This is a genomic window from Pseudomonas sp. MN1F, assembly GCF_009391885.1.
GTDB lineage: Bacteria > Pseudomonadota > Gammaproteobacteria > Pseudomonadales > Pseudomonadaceae > Aquipseudomonas.
In genome coordinates this window covers 13,629-31,184 of record NZ_VZII01000041.1, presented here as the reverse complement: position 1 = coordinate 31,184, position 17,556 = coordinate 13,629, and the positions used below count along the sequence as shown (strand labels likewise).

Annotated in this window: 15 protein-coding genes; 3 read left to right on the top strand and 12 right to left on the bottom strand. The window is 66.4% G+C overall.

Features of this window, described 5'->3' with window-relative positions:
• The first annotated feature begins 109 nt into the window (after positions 1-109).
• From F6X59_RS20215 to F6X59_RS20205, 3 genes are all read left to right on the top strand, one after another.
• The gene (locus F6X59_RS20215) at positions 110-1,087 is read left to right on the top strand and encodes a hydroxyacid dehydrogenase (protein ID WP_152957794.1); all 978 of its coding nucleotides are present in this window, start codon (positions 110-112) and stop codon (positions 1,085-1,087) included.
• An 81-nt stretch (positions 1,088-1,168) separates the two neighbouring features.
• Entirely contained in the window at positions 1,169-2,497 is a 1,329-nt protein-coding gene (locus F6X59_RS20210; RefSeq protein WP_152957793.1) for an MFS transporter, read from the top strand.
• A 128-nt stretch (positions 2,498-2,625) separates the two neighbouring features.
• Positions 2,626-3,480 carry a LysR family transcriptional regulator gene (locus tag F6X59_RS20205; RefSeq protein WP_152957792.1) on the top strand — a complete coding sequence of 285 codons (855 nt, stop codon included), beginning with the start codon at positions 2,626-2,628 and terminating at the stop codon, positions 3,478-3,480.
• Between the two features lie 16 nt (positions 3,481-3,496).
• Here F6X59_RS20205 and F6X59_RS20200 read toward each other — a convergent pair whose 3' ends face one another.
• The 12 genes from F6X59_RS20200 to F6X59_RS20145 form a co-directional block, all read right to left on the bottom strand.
• Positions 3,497-4,294 (bottom strand): cyclase family protein, encoded by a 798-nt coding sequence (locus tag F6X59_RS20200; RefSeq protein ID WP_152957791.1) that lies wholly within the window; start codon positions 4,292-4,294, stop codon positions 3,497-3,499.
• Positions 4,291-5,277, bottom strand: coding sequence for an NAD-dependent epimerase/dehydratase family protein (locus F6X59_RS20195; protein ID WP_152957790.1), 987 nt, complete (start codon positions 5,275-5,277; stop codon positions 4,291-4,293). Before F6X59_RS20195 ends, F6X59_RS20200 begins: the two co-directional genes overlap by 4 nt.
• Positions 5,268-6,260, bottom strand: coding sequence for a fumarylacetoacetate hydrolase family protein (locus F6X59_RS20190; RefSeq protein WP_152957789.1), 993 nt, complete (start codon positions 6,258-6,260; stop codon positions 5,268-5,270). The genes F6X59_RS20195 and F6X59_RS20190 overlap by 10 nt, the downstream gene beginning before the upstream one ends.
• On the bottom strand, positions 6,257-6,829 hold the full coding sequence (locus F6X59_RS20185; RefSeq protein WP_152957788.1) for a cupin domain-containing protein: 573 nt from the start codon (positions 6,827-6,829) through the stop codon (positions 6,257-6,259). The genes F6X59_RS20190 and F6X59_RS20185 overlap by 4 nt, the downstream gene beginning before the upstream one ends.
• Before the next feature lie 82 nt (positions 6,830-6,911).
• Complete coding sequence (locus F6X59_RS20180) at positions 6,912-8,102, bottom strand: MFS transporter (protein WP_152957787.1); 1,191 nt, start codon at positions 8,100-8,102, stop codon at positions 6,912-6,914.
• Positions 8,092-10,560, bottom strand: a complete 2,469-nt coding sequence (locus F6X59_RS20175) for an RND family transporter (RefSeq protein ID WP_152957786.1) — start codon at positions 10,558-10,560, stop codon at positions 8,092-8,094. Before F6X59_RS20175 ends, F6X59_RS20180 begins: the two co-directional genes overlap by 11 nt.
• A gap of 3 nt (positions 10,561-10,563) precedes the next feature.
• A complete protein-coding gene (locus F6X59_RS20170) occupies positions 10,564-11,625 on the bottom strand; it encodes a YCF48-related protein (protein WP_152957785.1) in 1,062 nt (353 codons plus the stop codon).
• Between the two features lie 54 nt (positions 11,626-11,679).
• Complete coding sequence (locus F6X59_RS20165) at positions 11,680-13,047, bottom strand: DUF1329 domain-containing protein (RefSeq protein WP_152957784.1); 1,368 nt, start codon at positions 13,045-13,047, stop codon at positions 11,680-11,682.
• Positions 13,048-13,061: 14 nt separating this feature from the next.
• Complete coding sequence (locus F6X59_RS20160) at positions 13,062-14,732, bottom strand: DUF1302 domain-containing protein (protein WP_152957783.1); 1,671 nt, start codon at positions 14,730-14,732, stop codon at positions 13,062-13,064.
• An 87-nt stretch (positions 14,733-14,819) separates the two neighbouring features.
• A complete protein-coding gene (locus F6X59_RS20155) occupies positions 14,820-15,944 on the bottom strand; it encodes an FAD-dependent oxidoreductase (protein ID WP_152957782.1) in 1,125 nt (374 codons plus the stop codon).
• A 138-nt stretch (positions 15,945-16,082) separates the two neighbouring features.
• The gene (locus F6X59_RS20150) at positions 16,083-16,430 is read right to left on the bottom strand and encodes a Rieske (2Fe-2S) protein (RefSeq protein WP_372240461.1); all 348 of its coding nucleotides are present in this window, start codon (positions 16,428-16,430) and stop codon (positions 16,083-16,085) included.
• 3 nt (positions 16,431-16,433) lie between these two features.
• Positions 16,434-17,375: a VOC family protein gene (locus F6X59_RS20145; protein ID WP_152957781.1), complete on the bottom strand. Its 942-nt coding sequence runs from the start codon at positions 17,373-17,375 to the stop codon at positions 16,434-16,436.
• Positions 17,376-17,556: the final 181 nt, after the last annotated feature.

The window sequence follows — 17,556 nt, the reverse complement described above, 5'->3', positions numbered from 1 at the left end:
TATCGGGCGCTTGATTTATTTCATTGCAACGCCGTTTCATTATGGTAGGGTTTATTCCATCGCCGCCTGAGCCGTAGCGACTGCCCTGACAATAAAAAAGGTGTTCACGATGTCCCGTACCATTCTGATTACCGGCCCCGAACTTGCTGCCGAGGCCATGCAACTTGCCGCCGACCAGGGCTTCCGGGTCGTCCCCACCACGCCCTACCTGCCGGCAGAAGAGCTGGTGGCCATCATCCGCGCGGAGCAGCCCGATGCCATCGTGGTTCGCCAGGGCAGCCTGACCCGCGCGATGATCGAGGCCAGCGCGAAGCTCAAGCTGATCGCCAAGCACGGCGTCGGCTTCAACACCATCGATATCCAAGCCGCCGCTGAACGCGGGGTGCCGGTGTCGATTGCGGTGGGTGCCAACGCACAGTCGGTGGCCGAACATGCCTTTGCCCTGATGTTCAGCGTCGCCCGCCAGACCGCCTTGCTCGATGCACGTATGCGTGAAGGTCACTGGGACAAGGCTTCGGCCAACGGCATAGAGCTGTCCGGCAAGACGTTGGGCCTGATTGGCCTGGGCTCGATCGGCAGTGTTCTGATGGACCTGGTGGCGCCGCTGCGAATGAAGGTCAAGGTGTTCGACCCTTACCTCAAGCAACTGCCGGAACGCGCCCATGTCGAGCGCGAAGAAGATTTCGATCGCCTGCTGGCCGAAAGCGATATCATCAGCCTGCACTGCCCGCTGACCGAGACCAACCACGGCCTGATCGGTGCTGACCAGCTCGCGCGCATGCGTCCAGGCGCCATCCTGATCAACACTGCCCGCGGCGAGCTGATCGACACCGACGCCCTGATACAAGCACTCAGCGAGCGTCGCCTGGCCGGTGCCGGCCTGGACACCTTCAACCCCGAGCCGCCACCGGCCGACAGCCCGCTGTGGGGTTTGCCGACCCTGGTCGCCACCCCGCACATCGGCGCCAACACCAGCGAAGCCCGTGACCGTGTTGGCCTGGTGTGTGTAAGGCAGGTTCTGGACCTGCTGGCGGGCAACGCCCTGGACCCGCGTTGCGTGGTCAACCGCCACCTGATCGACAGCTGATTGCAGCCCTCTCGCGCCGCTTTGCGAGAAGCGGCGCCTTCACCACGCGTCACTCCAGAAAAAAAACAATTGGAGAGCACCATGACTTCAGCTACATCCACGCCGGACGACCTCGAACGCAGCACCATGCACCGTGTTGCCTGGCGCCTGCTGCCTTTTCTGATCATCTGCTACCTGATCGCGATCATCGATCGCGGCAACATCGGCATGGCTTCGCTGCAGATGAACCACGACCTGGAACTCTCGGCCAAGGTCTTCGGTTTTGCTAGCAGCCTGTTTTTCTTCTCCTACTTCCTGGTCGAAGTGCCCAGCAACCTGGCCATGCAACGGTATGGCGCGCGGATCTGGATCGCCCGCATCATGATCACCTGGGGCCTGATTTCCGCCGGTACGGCGTTCGTCCAGGGCGCCAACTCGCTGTACGTGATGCGTTTCCTGCTTGGCGCCGCCGAAGCCGGTTTCTTCCCAGGCGTGCTGCTCTACCTCACCTACTGGCTGCCGTCTGCCTACCGTGCACGCATGGTGGCGCTGTTCATGGTGGCGATCCCGGCCGCCAACTTCATTGGCTCACCGCTGTCCGGCCTGCTGCTGAGCCTGGATGGCTGGATGGGCATGCGCGGCTGGCACTGGCTGTTCATCCTCGAAGGCATACCGGCAGTCCTGCTGGGCATCGCCTGCCTGTTCGTACTGACCGACCGCCCCGAACAGGCCAAGTGGCTGAGCGACGAGCAACGTGGCTGGCTCACCCAAAGGCTGGCCGCCGAGGCCGCCAAGAAGACCGCCATCGGCCATATCTCGCTGTGGAAGCTGCTGCGCCACAAGGACATCTGGGTACTGGCGCTGATCTACTCCGGGGCTTCCGCCGCTGGCAGCACCATGAGCGTCTGGGCGCCGCAACTGCTGAAAACCTTCGGCCTCAGCGCCATGCAGATCGGCCTGGTCAATGCCATCCCCTATGGCATCGCCTCGGTCGCGATGATCATCTGGGGGCGCAGCTCCGACCGCACCGGCGAGCGCCGCTGGCACACCGCGATGACCATGCTGCTGATCGCCGCCGGCCTGCTGATGACCCTGTTCACGTCCTCACTAGCGGCCACGGTAGTGATGCTGACCATGGTGCTGGTGGGTGCCTATTCGATGAAAGGCCCTTTCTGGGCACTGGTCTCCGGCTGGCTGTCCTCGTCCACGGCAGCCGCCGGGCTGGCGGCCGTCGGCGCCATGGCCAACCTGATCGGTGGCGGCCTGATGGTCAACGTCTACGGTGCCATCCACGACGCCACCAACAGCTACGCCCTGGCATTGATGCCCCTGGCGACACTGTGCACCCTGGCCGCCATGGGTGTGCTGGTGATCGGCCGCAAGCGCCAGCGCGAGCAGGCTGAAGCCGCTAGCGTGGCAGGCGCAAAGTAAGCCCTGGCCGTAGCGCTGCGATGCCCACCTTCCGCACGGAACGTGGGCATCTGCCAAGCGCATGCTTGCCTCGCACGTTGACCGGATCGATACTCATGGCCATTCATCCATGGTTTTTATCGATACCCATGCGCTACTCCCCCGAAGCCCTCGTCGCCTTTGTCGAAGCCGCCGCCCTCGGTTCGTTCTCCGCCGCCGCGCGCAAGCTGCGCAAGAGCCAGTCGACCATCAGCATCGCCATCGCCAACTTCGAGGCCGACATCGGTTGCCCGCTGTTCGATCGCGCTGGCCGACACCCCACGCTTAATGCGGCCGGCCATCAGGTGCTGAACCACGTCGAGGCGATCCTCGATGCCAGCGCCAGGCTGGATGCGCTGGCCGTGCGCCTGGCTGACCAGGTCGAACCGCTGGTGTCAGTGGTGATGTCCGACAGCTACAGCATGACCTTCCAGGGCGTAGCGATGAGCCGCTTCGCCGAGCAATACCCGCACACCGAACTGCGCTGTGGCCCTTCCGAAGACGCCGACGTGATCGACCTGGTGCAGCAAGGCCTGGCGCATATCGGCATCCTCGCCGCACAGGACCGTTACCCGGCCGATGTCAGCGTGGCGCGGCTGCCCGAGCAGGCGCAGTTCTGCCTGTATGCCAGCAGTGAACACCCGCTGGCGAAGCTGCCGGCGTTGCAGCCGGAGCACCTGGAGAACGAGCGCCAGCTGTACATCAAGACCTACGCCCCGAGCCTGCCCCACGGCCACGGCCAGGCCTGGTCGGCACCGGACTACCTGACCTTGCTGGAGTTCGCCGTGCGCGGCTTCGGCTGGGCCGAACTGCCCAAGGCACTGGTGGCGCGCTTTGGCAGTGGCCTGGTGGAGTTGCCCATGGCCGGCTACCCGCGGCGGGTGGCCATGGATGTGGCCTGGTCGCGCCAGCGGGCACTGGGGCCCGCCGGGCAGTGGCTGGTGGGGCAGTTGCTGGGGCGCTAGGCCCTTTCCCCGCAGACTACGGCACTGCCCCCTCATCGAAGATCGCTACCGCCCGGACAAAACCGGCAGAGGCATGGCGGATCTTGTAAGGGAAGCAGCTGACCAGGAAGCCGTACGCCGGCAGTTGCTCAAGGTTGGCCAGCTTCTCCATCTGCCCATACCCAATGTCACGCCCGGCCTTGTGCCCCTCCCAGATCAGCGAGGCATCCCCCGTTTCAGTAAAGCGCTCGCGGGTGTACTTGAACGGCGCGTCCCAGCTCCAGGCATCGGTGCCAACCACTCTCACGCCCCGCTCCAGCAGGTACAGCGTCGCCTCGCGCCCCATGCCGACCCCGGCCTCCAGGTAGCCGGGCTGGCCGAACTGGCTGCCGGCCCGGGTGTTTACCAGCACGATGTCCAACGGCTGCAATGCATGGCCGATGCGAGCAAGCTCGGCCTCGACTTCCGCCGCCGTGACCACGTGACCATCCGGCAAGTCGCGAAAGTCCAGCTTCACGCCTGGCTGCAGGCACCACTCCAGTGGCAGTTCGTCAATGCCGAACGCCGGCTTGCCACCGTCGGTGGTCGACGCGTAGTGCCAGGGCGCATCCATGTGCGTGCCGCTGTGCGTGGTGATCTGCAGGCGCTCCGCGGCCCACGACTCAGCCCCCGGCAGGTCCTCCTTGCGCAGCCCGGGGAACATGGCCGCCATTTCCGGCCAGCCTTGCTGGTGATCCATGTAGTCGATCTTCGGCAGCAACGGCGGCGGATCGGTGTAAGGGTTGTTGTCCAGGGTCACGGACAGGTCCAGCAGGCGACGCTTGTTCAGGGTCATGCGATGAATCCTTTGCTAATGGCCACGCTGCGGCTGCGCCGCGTTGGCAGGTCAAGGGCGTTGCGTAACAGGCCGGCGACCGAACCGTCATGGCAAAAGCCCAGTTCACGCGCCCGTCGGCTGCGCAGTGACGGATAGCGGCCAAACAGGGCTTCGAGTTGCGGGTCGGGGTCGAAAGTAATGCGCGCGAGGTTGGCCTGGCCAAAACGCTCGGCCAGGCCCGCCAGCACCTGGGCGATGGACAAGTGCAGCACCGGCAGTTGCCAGATGCACTGGCTGCCAGGGGCGTCCAGTTCTGCCGCGTGCAGCAGGTTGTCCACACAGCAGCGCGCGGACATCCACCAGGCACATGCGTCGGCTGAAACCGGGCAGGTGTAGGCCTCCCCTGCCGCGCAGGCGTGCAGCAGGTCGCTCATGAACGCCGAACGCAAACCGTTGGGCTCGCGCGGCCGGGCGACGATACCGGGCAGGCGCAATGCGCGGCCATCGACCTCGCCGCGGCGGGCCAGGTCCTGCAAGGCGATTTCCACCATGCGCTTGTGCGCCGCATAGGAAAGCTGCGGTGACGCCGGCTGGTCTTCGTCCATCCGTGCCGGCAGCTCGCCGCCATACACCGCGACACTGCTGGCGTACACCAGCACGGGCGGGCAGCGCGGGTTGCGCAACTGATTGAGCAGCTCCAGGCTGGCCTGCAGGTTCACCTGGTAACCCAGTTCGTACTGCGCTTCGGCCGCACCACCGGGCACACTGACCAGATGGAAGACCACATCGACACCATCGGCCAGCACCCGGCGCAGCAGGGCGGTGTCGGTCACACTGCCGTGATGGCGGCGCAGCCGAGCATCCTCGGGCAAGCCATCCAGTGCCTGGTCCAGCACCAGCAACGCCTCGATACGCTGCCCGCGCACTTCACCGGCCTGCAACAGGCGCTGCACCAGCTGACGACCGACGAAGCCGTTGGCACCGGTGACCATTACTCGCATGGCCAACCTCCCCGCACCACGCGCTGATCAATGGCACCGAACAGCACCTCACCGTTGCCACCCCGGGCCTCCATGCGCACTCGGTCGCCAAAGCGCATGAAGGCGGTGCGCGGCGCACCCGAGGCGATGGTTTCGATGGCGCGGCGCTCGGCGAGGCACGCCGACCCTACGCTGCGATCCGCATTGGAAACCGTCCCCGAGCCGACCAGCGTGCCGGCGCTCAAGCGCCGTGTCAGCGCCGCATGGGCGATCAACTGGTGAAAACCAAAGTGCATGGCGCCGCCGTGGGGATGACCAAACCACTCACCGTTCCACTGTACCTGCAACGGCAGGTGCACCCGGCCATCGCGCCAGGCTTCACCGAGCTCATCCGGGGTCACTGCAACCGGCGCGAAGCTGGTGGCAGGCTTGGCCTGAAGGAAGCCGAAACCGGTCTTCATTTCCCGCGGCGCCAGCGCGCGCAGGCTGACGTCGTTGAGTTGCAGTACCAGGCGCACATGCTGCAAGGCCTGCTCGGCCGGGCAACCCATGGGCACGTCGTCGAGCAGCACGGCAAACTCGCCCTCGAAATCGATACCGTGCGCTTCGCTGGGCAACGGGATGTCCGCACGCGCCCCGAGGAAGTCATCACTGGCCCCCTGATAGATCAGCGGCGTGTGCTCGACGCCTTCGATCGGGTCGAGGTTGAAGGCTTTCTGCATCAGCGCGCCATGGCTGAGGAAGCAGGAGCCGTCCAGCCACTGGCTGGCGCGCGGCAGGGGCGCAGCCAGCCGCGTCGGGTCAAGGTCGAAGGCGTCTGCCACCGCGTTATCGTTGAGCCGCTGATACAGCGCCTGCAAGCGGGCTTCGACCTGCGGCCAGTTTTCCAGCGCAAGCTGCAAGGTGGCCGCGATGCCGCTGGCCTCGGCGGCCCGCCCAAGGTCACGGGCCACCACCAGCAGGCGGCCGTCACGGCTGCCATCGTCAAGCGACGCGAGCTTCATGCCAGTAACTCCTTGAGGTCGTCTGCATAGCGGCCGTCGAGCAGGATGAAGACCATTCGCGCCATCTGCTCGCTGCGGTTGCTCCAGGCGTGGTTGGTGCCACGCTGGACCACGATGTCGCCGCGTTTGAGATGCACCTCACCGTCGTCCAGCACCAGCCACACTTCGCCCTCGGTGACGATGCCGTAGTCCAGCGTCTGGGTGCGGTGCATCAGTTTATGCCGCGAGTCGGCCTTGCCCGTCCCGGCACTGGCTTCGCCGATCTCGGCGAAGGCAGCCGCTGCCGCTTCGGCGCTGACCTGGTTCTGCACGCTGTCCGGCGGGATGTCGACCACACGGATCACACTGCCCAGTGGACCTGGGCTCAGTTGCAGCGGCTGGGCCGTAGGGTCATCGCCGTTATCCAGCAGTGCCGGGCTGGCGCTGCTGTTCCATACCTCGTAGAACAGCGTGCCGGGTACCGCCTTGAGCGGGAAGTTGTTCGGCGTCGGGCCACAGCTGGCCACAACCGCCTGGCCTTGGGCATCGTGGCCAGTGACCACGCGTTTGAATGCAGGAAGCGCTTGCATGTTGTCTCCTTTCAATTGCCGTCGCCGATGGTCGTGCCACCGTCGACCCTAAGATTCTGTCCGCTGATGAAGGCGCCGCCCCTCATCGGGCACCGGCCATTGCCGCCGCGCGCGCACGGCGCATCAACAGCAGGCACGCCGGCGCCAGCACCAGCTGCCCCAAGGCAACCAGCAGCAACGCATGGGGCAGTTGCGCAGCCACGCCAGCGGTCAGTGCCAACACCAGCAAAGGGCTGATGAACTCACCGGCGAAGATCGCCGCGGTGAACCCGCCCGTGGCGCGGCCACGCTGCTCGAAGCCGACCTGCTGCATCACCCGGGTGATCAATGTCGGCAGCAGCAGGCCAACGCCCAGGCCATTGACCAGCACCGCCAGCACCACCAGGGCATGGCTGTTCGCCAGGGCCATCAGGCCACCGCCCGTCCCGGCCGTGGCGAACCCCAGGGCCAGCAGCCAGCTCGCCGGCAGGCGCGCCAGCAGGCGAAATGCCAGGGCGCCGGCCAACACACCGAGCTGGTTGGCGCCCATGGCCAGGCCCACTTGCCCAGGGGCATCGACATGCAACAACTGCAGCACGTAGCCGGCCTGTACCGGGACGATGAACAGGCTGATGCCGGCCAGCCCGGTCAGCAGGTACAACGGTGCCAGGGCAGCCCATGGAAAGCGCGAACGTACCGTCGCTTCGGGCGCAATAGCGCAGGCACGCGGCTCCCACAGCCACATGGCCATCAGCGGCAAGCACAGCAGGCCCACGGCGTAGAGGGCGAACGGTGTGCGCCAGTCGCTCTCGCCCAGCGCGCCGCCCACCCCCATGAACAACGCCGCCGACAACGAGGTGACCACCATCTGCAAGGCAAACAGCCGCTCCCGGCGTTGGCCGTCGAAGTAGTCACCCATCAGCGTGGTGCAGCAGGTCATGATGCCGGCTTCCGCCAGGCCGATACCGGCGCGGCTGGCGACGATCAGGCCCAGCGAATCCAGCCACAGCGGCAACACCCCGCACAGGCTGTACAGCAGCATGCTCGCCAGCAGCAACGGGCGCCGCCCGACACGGTCAGCCAGGACACCTGCCAGCGGCGCCAGCAAGGCGATCACCAGGGCCGGCAGCGTCAAGGCCACCGGTACCAGCACGGCAACGCCCGGTGTCTCGGCAAAGTGCGCCTGCATGCGTGGCAGCACCGGCGCAATCAGCACCGCACCCAGTACCGGCAGGCAGCTGCCAAACAGCAGCAACGCCGCCTGGGCGCTGCCGACAGTGCGTTCAGCGGCCATGGCTGATCTCCTTGAGCGCGCCAAAGCGGGCGTCCTGCTCGCGCTTTCGCAGGGTGGGTTCAAGCGCCACAGCCTGCTGCGTACAGGTCTGGCGTTGCGGCAGGAGGAAGTAGGCCAGCGCCGGCAACAGGATCAGCGCACCGACCATGTTCCAGACGAACATGAACGCCAGCAGCACGCCCATGTCGGCCTGGAACTTGATCGGCGAGAAGATCCAGGTGCCGACGCCAATGGCCAGGGTGATACCGGTCAGCATCACCACCTTGCCGGTGAACAGCAGCGCGCGGTAATAGGCCTCGGACAGGCTCGCGCCCTGGCGCAGCTGGGCCAGCACGATGCTCATCACGTACAGCGCGTAATCCACGCCGATACCGACACCCAGGGCGATCACCGGCAGGGTCGCCACCTTCACGCCAATGCCCAGCGCGACCATCAGCGCTTCGCAAAGCAGGGAGGTAAGCACCAATGGCAATACCGCGCAGAGCACCGCGCGCCAGGAACGGAAGGTCACCAGGCAGAGCAGGATCACCGCGCCATAAACCCACCAGAGCATGTCGCGGTTGGCCTGTTTCACCACCTGGTTGGTGGCCGCCTCGATGCCCGCACTGCCGGCAGCCATGAGGAAGCTGGCCTGCTCGCTGTCGTTGGCCTGGGCGAACGCCTGGACGCTGTCCACCACGCGCGCCAGGGTGTCGGCCTTGTGGTCGGTGAGGTAGGCGTAGAGCGTCAGCAGGCTGCAATCGTCGTTGTACAAGCCGCGGGGGGCGTTGGCAGTGACCATGTTCAGGGTCGCCTGGTTGTCGACCAGTTCGTACCACTTCGGGCTGCCTTCGGAGAGGCCGACCAGCACCCGGCGGTTGAGTTGCGCCAGCGAATTGATCGTGTCCACGCCTGGCAGGCCGCGCAGTTGCCAGTCCAGGTCATCCACGCGCTTCAGCGTCCCGTAGGCCGAACAGCCACCGGGCGCGGTGCGCACCATCACCGCGAACACATCGCTACTGGCACCGTAATGCCGGGTAACGAAGGCGTTGTCGCGGTTGTAGCGCGAATCGGCGCGCAGCTCGGGAGCACCGGCGTCGAGATCACCGACCTTCAGGTGCAGGCTCACGGCATAGCCGCCAGCGGCCATCAGCGCCGCCACTGCAATGCACCCGGCCGCCCAGCGACGCTGGGTGAACAGGTCGAGGAAACGCCACAGCGCATGCTTGCGCGCCCCGCTCGCCTGCGCCTGTTCGGCACGCAGGCTGCGCCGCGCCGCGCGGGCACTGACGCCAACGTAGGAGAGCAGTACCGGCAACAGGATCAGGTTGGTGAAGATCAGCACCGCCACGCCCAGGCTGGCGATGACGGCCAGGTCCTGGATCACCTGGATCTGGATGATCATCAGCACGGCAAACCCCACGGTATCGCACAGCAGCGCGGTCAGCCCGGCCAGGAACAGCCGGCGGAAGGTGAAGCGCGCCGCCACCAGGCGATGCATGCCACGGCCGATGTCCTGCATGATGCCGTTCATCTTCTGCGCGCCGTGGCTCATGCCGATGGCGAACACCAGGAACGGCACCAGCACCGAATACGGGTCGAGCTCGTAGCCCAGCAGCGGCAACAGGCCGAGCTGCCAGATCACCGCCACCAGCGAGCACACCACCACCAGCACGGTGCTGCGCACGCAGCGGGTGTACCAGTAAAGCACCACGGCGGTGATGGCGATGGCGGCGGCGAAGAACAGCAGGATCTGCCGCAGGCCGTCGATCAGGTCGCCCACCACCTTGGCAAAGCCGGTGATGTGAATCTCCACGCCCTGCGCCTGGAATCGCTCGCGCAGGTTTTCCAGTTGTTGGGCGAAGGCGATGTAGTCCAAGGCCTGGCCGTCTGGGGTGTGCGCCAGCAGCGGCACGTAGAGGATGCTCGAACGCTGGTCGAAGGCCACCAACTGACCGATCTCGTTGGAACGCTCGATGTTGCGCTTGAGCGCTGCCAGGCTCGCCACCCCACCGTCATAGCCGTCAGGGATCACCGGCCCGCCTTCCAGGCCTTCCTCGGTCACCCCGGTCCAGCGGGTGGAAGGTGTCCATAGCGACCTCATAGCCGCACGGTCTACCCCAGGCAACAGGTACACCGCATCGTTAAGCTGTTGCAGGCTGTGCAGGTAGCCCGGGTCATAGATGCTGCCGCGCGGATTGGCCACGGCGATACGCACTGCGTTACCCAGGCCGGCGAGCTCCTGGCGGTGCTCCAGGTAGTTGTGAATGTACGGATGATCGCGCGGGATCATCTTCTCGAAACTGGCGTTGAGGGTCAGGCGCGAGGCCTGCCAGCCGAGCAGCACGGTCGCGGCCAGGCACAGCAGCAGGACCAGCGCCCGATGGTTGAACAGCGCACGCTCCAGCAGCGAGCCGGACGTGCTGTCGAAGTCATCGAGACGGCCGCTGGACGGCGCAGGTGAATTCATGGCGTACATGGCTCAGTCCGTCGTGGTGGAAAGGGAAGAAGTGTCCAGGCGGCGGGCACCGGCCATGCCGACAGCGATGATGGCGCCATCGGCAGCCGTGGTGGCCGCTGTCAGCGGCAGGCCGTCGGTGACCGGCAATGGCTGCGCGGCAAAGGCGTCGAGGCCGCTGCGCAGCAGCATCCCCGCCTGGTTGGCGAGCAACAGCTGGTCCCCGGCGACGCGCATGCCGTTGAGCGATGCCGGAACCGGGTTGGCCAGCGCCTGGAAGCTGTCGCCGCCGTCATCGGAGGCGAACAGCGAACCACGCAAGCCACCCACCAGCAGCCGGCCACCGGGCAGCACAGTGGCGGCAAAATAGCTGCCGTCGTAGGGCCCCTGCAGCGCCTCGAAGTGGGCGCCGCCATCAGGCGAACGCAACAGCAGGCCCTGTTCACCAGCGACGTACAACCTGGCGCCCTGACGCGCCAGCGCATACAGATGCAGCCCGCGGTCATTCGCCAGCAGCCCCATGCTGGACGCCCAGGTGCGGCCGCCGTCCTGGGTACTCAGGGCCAGCCCATAGGCGCCGACGACCATGCCGTGCCGGGCGTCGGCGAAGTTCAGTGCCAGCAGCGGCTTGTCCGCGCCATCGGCCTGCAGCCGTTGCGCCGCAGACACCCGACGTGGGTCTGCCGAGGCCTCGGCCGCCTGCAGCTCCAGGGCGGCGGCGCGCTTGCCGTCGAGCTGCAAGGTCCAGTGTTCGCCGGCATCCTCGCTGTGCAGCACTACACCGGCATGGCCGACCGCCCAGCCTTGGCGCGCGTCGACGAACTGCACGGCAGTCAGGCTGACACTGACCGGTACGCCCGTGGCCTGGCGCCAGCGCTTACCGTTGTCGTCGGAGAGCAGCACCACGCCGCGCTCGCCCACCGCCACCAGGCGCGCACCGGCCAGCGTCACATCCTGCAGCACCGCATGCAGCGCCTGGGTGCCCTGCACCGCCGGCTGCGAGAGCACCTCCAGGCCATCCCCGGCAAAGGCCGGGGGCAGCCCGCAACAGGCTGCCAGCAGCCAGCCATAGAGCATCTTGTTCATCGCACGCTACCTTTTGTTCTTGTTGTCGGTAAAACCCGGGCGCAAGGCGCCCGCTCAGCGCACGCCTTCCCCGGCCATGGCGTCGGCGGTGAACACCGATTCCTTGTACGGCGGCACGATGCGGTACTGCTCGTTCTTGCCGGCGAACAGGTCACCGGCGAACCAGGCGCCGGAGAGCAGGTCGTAGAAACCGTTGGTGAGGGTCACTACGCCAGGCAGGTCGGGCAGCACCACCGGCGAGGTCCAGACCACCTTGGCCAGTTGCTCGCGGGCGTCGTAGCGCTCACCCAATACGGCGGCCCAGGTGTCCTCGTCGAGGTAGTAGGTGCTGCGTGGCATCACATGACGCTGGCCGCTCTTCAGGGTCGCCTCGACCACCCATACGCGGTGCAATTCCCAGCGGATCGAGGCGGGGTTGAGGTGGTGCGGGTCGAGCAGCGCTTCGGCGCTGGCGGCGGTGAACACCTTGTTGGCGTTGTAGGGGATATACATCTCCTTCTTGCCCAGCAACTTCCAGTCGAAGCGGTCAAGGCGCCCGTTGAACACGTACAGTTCATCGAAACTCATGACCCCGGCAGTGGCCGGCGTCGGCGTGTCGCAGCAAGCGTTGGGCAGGCGGCGCACGCGGCGCTGGCCCGGCAGGTAGGTCCACACGGCGGCTTTGTCGGCGTTGAGGTTCTCCAGCCCGGTGATGGCTTCGCCAGCACGCAGGGGCGGGCCGTCGTTGGTCATGCGAATGGACCAGAACACGCCCTTGTCGCCACCGCCGCCCGGCAGGTACCAGGGCATCTGCAGGTCGGCGCGCGAATCGTTGGTCAGCACATGCTTGCCGTCGGCGGTGGTCAGGTATTGGTTGAAGCTGGCGTGCCACGAGGCCCCCCGCCAGCGCAGCAGGTGGTTCCACATGGCTTCCACGCCATTGGCCGGGATCGGGAACGGAATGCCCCCGGCCGCGCCTTCGGGCATGGGGCCGGCAGGGCCGTCCACCAGCTTGCCGCTGGTGGCGTTGGCGAAGGTGGCGTCGTAGACCGATTGCGGCGCGGCCGCACTGCGGTGGGTCGGGTACACGTCCAGCCGGTAGCTGTCCGGGTACTTCCTGAGCATCGCCTGGACGCCCGGGGTCAGCTTGTCGGCGTATTGCCCCAGGTTCTGCGCAGTGATGGTCAGCAGCGGCTTGTCGCTGGCGAACGGGTCACCCCGCTTGCCGCCCTCCTTGTAGGCCGGGTCGGCCTTGGTGTAACCACCGTTCCAGGCCGGGATGCTGCCGTCGGCGTTGCCGGCGCGCTCGCCACCGAGCGGGGTCAGGGTGCTCTTGAGGGTGGCCGCCTGCTCGGCGGTCACCGCGGCACCGGCGCCGTGGGCGAACAGCAGCGAGGCACTCAGGGCAGTGAGCAGGGAAACGACTTTATTGTTGTGTTTCATCGGGTAGTCCTCGGTCAGAAGGTGCGGCTGACGGTGAAGGCGATGAAGTCGCGGTCTTTGAGCGACTGTTCGAAGGTGTAGTGGTTGTCGGCGTCGAGGAAGGTGTTCTCCGGGCCGTAGTAGTGCGTGTAGGTCAGGCCCAGGCTCCAGGTATTGAGGTAGTTGCCCTTCAGGCCGATGTTCAGGTCGCCGCCGTGATCGCTGCCAAAGCCGGTGCCCAACGCCATCGATGCGCCGTTGGTGTAGCTCGCGCCGAGCGGTACCGAGAGGTCGAGGCCGGGCAGGATCTGCCGGTACATCGGCTCGAACACCAGGCGCAGGCTGGTGGCGTCGCGGTCGGCATTGGGGTCGACGGCGTCGGCGTTCTTGCTCACGCTCATTACCCGGTTCCAGGCGATCTCGCCGAGGAAGCTCGACTCGGCAGCGATGAAGTTCGGTTCCAGGCTGGCCAGCCAGGAGAAGTTGGCGTGCAACGTGCGGCCGGTGGCATACAGCGGGTTGTCGGCGTTGTCGATCACTTCGCCCACGGCCAGCGCATGCTGGCTGGTGGAGGCCAGCGGCTGGTTCCAGCGCGTGGACAACTCGCCAGCGAGGTTGAAGTTGCCCAGGGTGGTGGAGAAACTGGCGCCGAGCGCCTCGATGCCTTCGGGGTACACCCAGTAGAACTCGCCGGCCTTGCCGCTGACCGGGTCGAGGTTGGCGAAGTCCGGGCGCACGTTGAGCTGCGGCGATTTGTCGTGGAAGCGAATGGCATACACGCCCCAGTCGACAGTCTCGGTGCGCCAGCGTACCTGCAGGCCGCCCTGCCCCGAGTCTTTGGCTTGCTTGTCATTGCCATGGAAGAACGCCAGCGGTTGGCCGCCGGGGAACACTGGCGAGCCGACGAACATGCGCTCGGCGCCGTCGCCGAAGAAGTCGTCCGTGGAGAAGTAGCTGCCCGCCGCTGGCAGGCGGTTGGCCTCCCATTCGAACTGGTAGTAGGCCCCCACCGAGACATCCGGGGTGAGCTGCAACTGCCCGGAGATCTGCTGCACCGGGCGGATCAGCTCCTTGAACTGGGTATTGGGCACCGACAGGCCCTTGACCACGTCCACCGGCGCCATGCCCCCGGCAATGCCGTTCATGCCGTAGAACAGGCTTTCGCCCCACTGCATGGCGTATTGGCCCAGGCGGCCGGACAGCGGCATGTTGCCGATCTCGGTCTTGCCGAAGATGAAGGCGTCGAGCAGCTCGCCCTTGCGTCCGTGCAGCGTGCGGGTGTCGTCGGTGAATTCGTCGTAGTCGACCGAATAGCTGTTGGCGCGGCTGGGCTCGTTGTTGTCGGTGCCCTGGTTGTAGACATCGTCGTACCAGGCTGCACCACTGACCCGCGCACCGATGTTGTGGTAGGTGATGTCCAGTTCCGACAGCAGGTCCAGGCGGTTGGAGATCAGGCCCTTGTCGAAGTTGCGGTCGCCGTCGTCCAGGTTCAGCGCGGCCTGGCCCTCGGTGAGCTTGCTGCTGGCATCCTGGGTGCGCCAGGCGGCGCTGTATTTCAGGGTGTTGTCCCAGCGCACCCGCAGGTCGGGGTCGCCGGTGGCGAATTCGAAGGCCTGGGCCTGGCTGGCGGCCAGCGCGAAAAGCGCCAGGCTGATGGGTTTGAGCGACGGCAATGGCCGTGCGGGTGCTCCTTTGCGAGTCAACATCGGGGTTTCCTCTTTCTTGTTATTGTGCGTCGGTGTTGGCGTATGAGCGGGCGCGCCAGCCAGGCAGGCAGCGCCGGTTCTGCGGCATCAGATCGGCCGCGCGGTGACCTCCAGCATCTGCTTGACCAGGCCGATGCGGTCGAACGACGGATCGCGCTGGACTTCCTTCTCGCCGGCCAGCAGGGACATCTCGCTGATGTACTTGCAACGCTCGAAACGCCGGGCCATGAAGCGCTGCAGTTGCGCCTCCAGGTGGCCGCCAGCGGTAAGCTCTTCGGCCAGCACCACCGCATCTTCGATGGCCATGCCGGCGCCCTGCCCCAGGTGCGGCGTGGTGGCATGCGCGGCATCGCCAATCAGCAGCACGCGGCCGCGGTACCAGGGCTCATCGACGAACACCGCTTCCAGCGGCTTGTAGACCACGTCGGCGCTGTCGACGATCTGCGCGCGCAACTCGCCGATCAGCCCGCCGAAACCGGCCAGGCGCTGGCGCAGGCCATCGGCCAGCGTGGCGGGTTCCATCCACGGGTTGCCCGGCTCATGGGAGGTGGTGAACAGGTACATCAGGTCATCGGCCAGCGGCACCAGGCCGGCGTTGCCCGAAGGCCCCTGGTAGTTGGCCAGGTGGTCGATGCCGGCAGCCCGCGGGAAGTTGTAGCGCCACACCGACTGGCCGGTGAAGCGCGGCTGGTAGCGGTCGCCGAACAGCAAGCCGCGCACTTTCGAGAACAGCCCGTCGGCGCCGACCAGCAGCCCGTAGCGGCCGTGGCTACCGTCGCTGAACAGCACATCCACTGCGCTGTCGTCCTGTTCGAAGCGCTCCACCGAGGTGCCCAGGCGAACTTGGGTACCCAGTTCGATGGCGGTTTCGCTCAGCACCTTGTGCAGGGCACGGCGTGAGATGCCGACGTTGGCCGGGTAATCCGGGCCGGCCAGGCGCTGGCCGGGAATGCGCGCCAGCTGCTGGCCCTCGGTGGTATAGATGGCCACGTCCTCGAAGGCGTAGGCCGCGTCAAGATAGGCATCGAGCAGGCCCAGGCGGTGCATCTCGCGCACCACGTTGCTCTGCTGGATGATGCCGACGCCGTAGACGGTCCATTCGGTCTTCAGCTCGACCAGGTCGACGGCAATGCCCTTGCGGCGCAGGGCGATGGCGGCGCACAGCCCGCCAATCCCGCCACCCACGATCAGCACGTTGTTCACAGTATTCATGGCATGTCTCACGTCTTGTTCTTGTTGTCCGCCCCGGCATGCGCGGCGGCCGTTCCCTGTGCTGGGCACAGCTTCCCGGCTGCGCCGGGCTTTGACCAATCGAGTCGCGGGATGCGACCTATCGCGCAGCGCGATAGCTCAGCGCTCGAGCTGCGCCAGCGGCAATAGCAGCCAGCCGTCCACTTGCTGATGTTCCAGCGCCTGCAAGGCCTGGCCACGGCAGGGGCCGTGGACGCAGGTGCCGTCCTCGGGCCTGAAACGCGCGCCGTGGGCATAGCAGATGACCCACTGGCCATCGGCACTCAGAAAGCGGTCCTTGCGGTACTCCAGCGCTACCTGCAGGTGCGGGCAGCGGTTTCGGTAGGCACGTACCTGGCCGCCGTGGCGAAGCACGAACAGGCTGTCCGTGCCCTGGCCCTGCGGGTCGAAACCACGGGCCTGGCCTTCAACCACTTCGTCCAGCCGACACAGCGCCACGCAGCCCACGGATCAAGCCTGCTTGGGCGGCGGGCCACCCGGCGCCCACTTCTCCCGTGAGCTGAACAGGAACAGCTGCGAGTTGTCGGCCGACATCGGCGCCACGCGCGCGGCCCAGGCGTCATCGTGCTTGTCCATGTCGGCGTCGTACTCGATGTGGCAGCCCAGCGGGCTGTTGAAGTACCAGAACCAGTTGGAGCCCAGCAGGTGTCGGCCAGGGCCCCAGAAGCTGGTCCAGCCCCGCTGCTGGAAGCGCGTGCCGGCCAGCAGTACCTCGGTGCCGCTGCCCATGTGGAAGGTGAAGTGTTCGCAACCCTGCATGTGCGGCGGGGTCTGGATCATGAACAGGCAGTGGTGGTCGTCCATGCCGGCGCTGCGCATGAACGGGCCGACGCCGCTGAAGCTGTCGGTGGTGATAAAGCCCAGGCGATCACGGTAGAAGGCTTCGCCCTTGGCCGCGTCAGGCACGAAATACACCACGTGCGACAAGGTCCGCGGCTGGGCCGGCATGTCCAGGGTAATGCCCAGTTGGTTGAGCGGGCGTTGCGGCGCGCTGCCTGGGGCGTTGGTCAGGTCGGCTGGCGCCTCGAAGGCACGCCGGCAAGTGACCTGGAAGGCGATGGCAAACCCCAGGTCGTCGACGCTGTGCAGCGCGCCGTCGGCATCGCGGCGCACTTCGCGATCACGGCCCAGCTCATCGGCGATGGCCGCAAGATCGGCGGCCGAAGCGACGCCGTAGACGGTTTCGCGCAGCGACGGGGTTGGCCCCAGCGCCGGCGGCAGGCTGCTGTCGTCGCCGCGGCGGATGATGATCGCGGTACCGTCCAGCGCCTCGAAGCGGCCACCGTCGGCATCCAGCCGGGTGGCCGTAAGGCCGTAGTCACGCAGGCAATCGGCACAGGCCTGGATATCGTCGACGCCAAACACCAGCGCATCGAGACCAAGAATATTCATGGCTACCACTCCATTGAAATTGTTATTCGGCGAGGCAGGGTCACCGTTCTGGGTCGTGGCGGCGCAGCGGCCGTTCGACTGGCGTGCAGGTTGCTGGGTGCCGGGGTGGCGTGACCAATCGCGACTCAGGATGCGAGGCATCGGCAATTGCGATACCTGCGCGCCAGCCCATGGCGCCTGG

Coding starts and splice junctions, on each gene's coding strand:
- F6X59_RS20190 (WP_152957789.1), bottom strand. CDS start 6,260: ATGAAGCTCGCGTCGCTTGACGATGGCAGCCGTGACGGCCGCCTGCTG.
- F6X59_RS20215 (WP_152957794.1), top strand. CDS start 110: ATGTCCCGTACCATTCTGATTACCGGCCCCGAACTTGCTGCCGAGGCC.
- F6X59_RS20170 (WP_152957785.1), bottom strand. CDS start 11,625: ATGAACAAGATGCTCTATGGCTGGCTGCTGGCAGCCTGTTGCGGGCTG.
- F6X59_RS20185 (WP_152957788.1), bottom strand. CDS start 6,829: ATGCAAGCGCTTCCTGCATTCAAACGCGTGGTCACTGGCCACGATGCC.
- F6X59_RS20200 (WP_152957791.1), bottom strand. CDS start 4,294: ATGACCCTGAACAAGCGTCGCCTGCTGGACCTGTCCGTGACCCTGGAC.
- F6X59_RS20155 (WP_152957782.1), bottom strand. CDS start 15,944: ATGAATACTGTGAACAACGTGCTGATCGTGGGTGGCGGGATTGGCGGG.
- F6X59_RS20210 (WP_152957793.1), top strand. CDS start 1,169: ATGACTTCAGCTACATCCACGCCGGACGACCTCGAACGCAGCACCATG.
- F6X59_RS20145 (WP_152957781.1), bottom strand. CDS start 17,375: ATGAATATTCTTGGTCTCGATGCGCTGGTGTTTGGCGTCGACGATATC.
- F6X59_RS20205 (WP_152957792.1), top strand. CDS start 2,626: ATGCGCTACTCCCCCGAAGCCCTCGTCGCCTTTGTCGAAGCCGCCGCC.
- F6X59_RS20195 (WP_152957790.1), bottom strand. CDS start 5,277: ATGCGAGTAATGGTCACCGGTGCCAACGGCTTCGTCGGTCGTCAGCTG.
- F6X59_RS20165 (WP_152957784.1), bottom strand. CDS start 13,047: ATGAAACACAACAATAAAGTCGTTTCCCTGCTCACTGCCCTGAGTGCC.
- F6X59_RS20180 (WP_152957787.1), bottom strand. CDS start 8,102: ATGGCCGCTGAACGCACTGTCGGCAGCGCCCAGGCGGCGTTGCTGCTG.
- F6X59_RS20175 (WP_152957786.1), bottom strand. CDS start 10,560: ATGTACGCCATGAATTCACCTGCGCCGTCCAGCGGCCGTCTCGATGAC.
- F6X59_RS20160 (WP_152957783.1), bottom strand. CDS start 14,732: ATGTTGACTCGCAAAGGAGCACCCGCACGGCCATTGCCGTCGCTCAAA.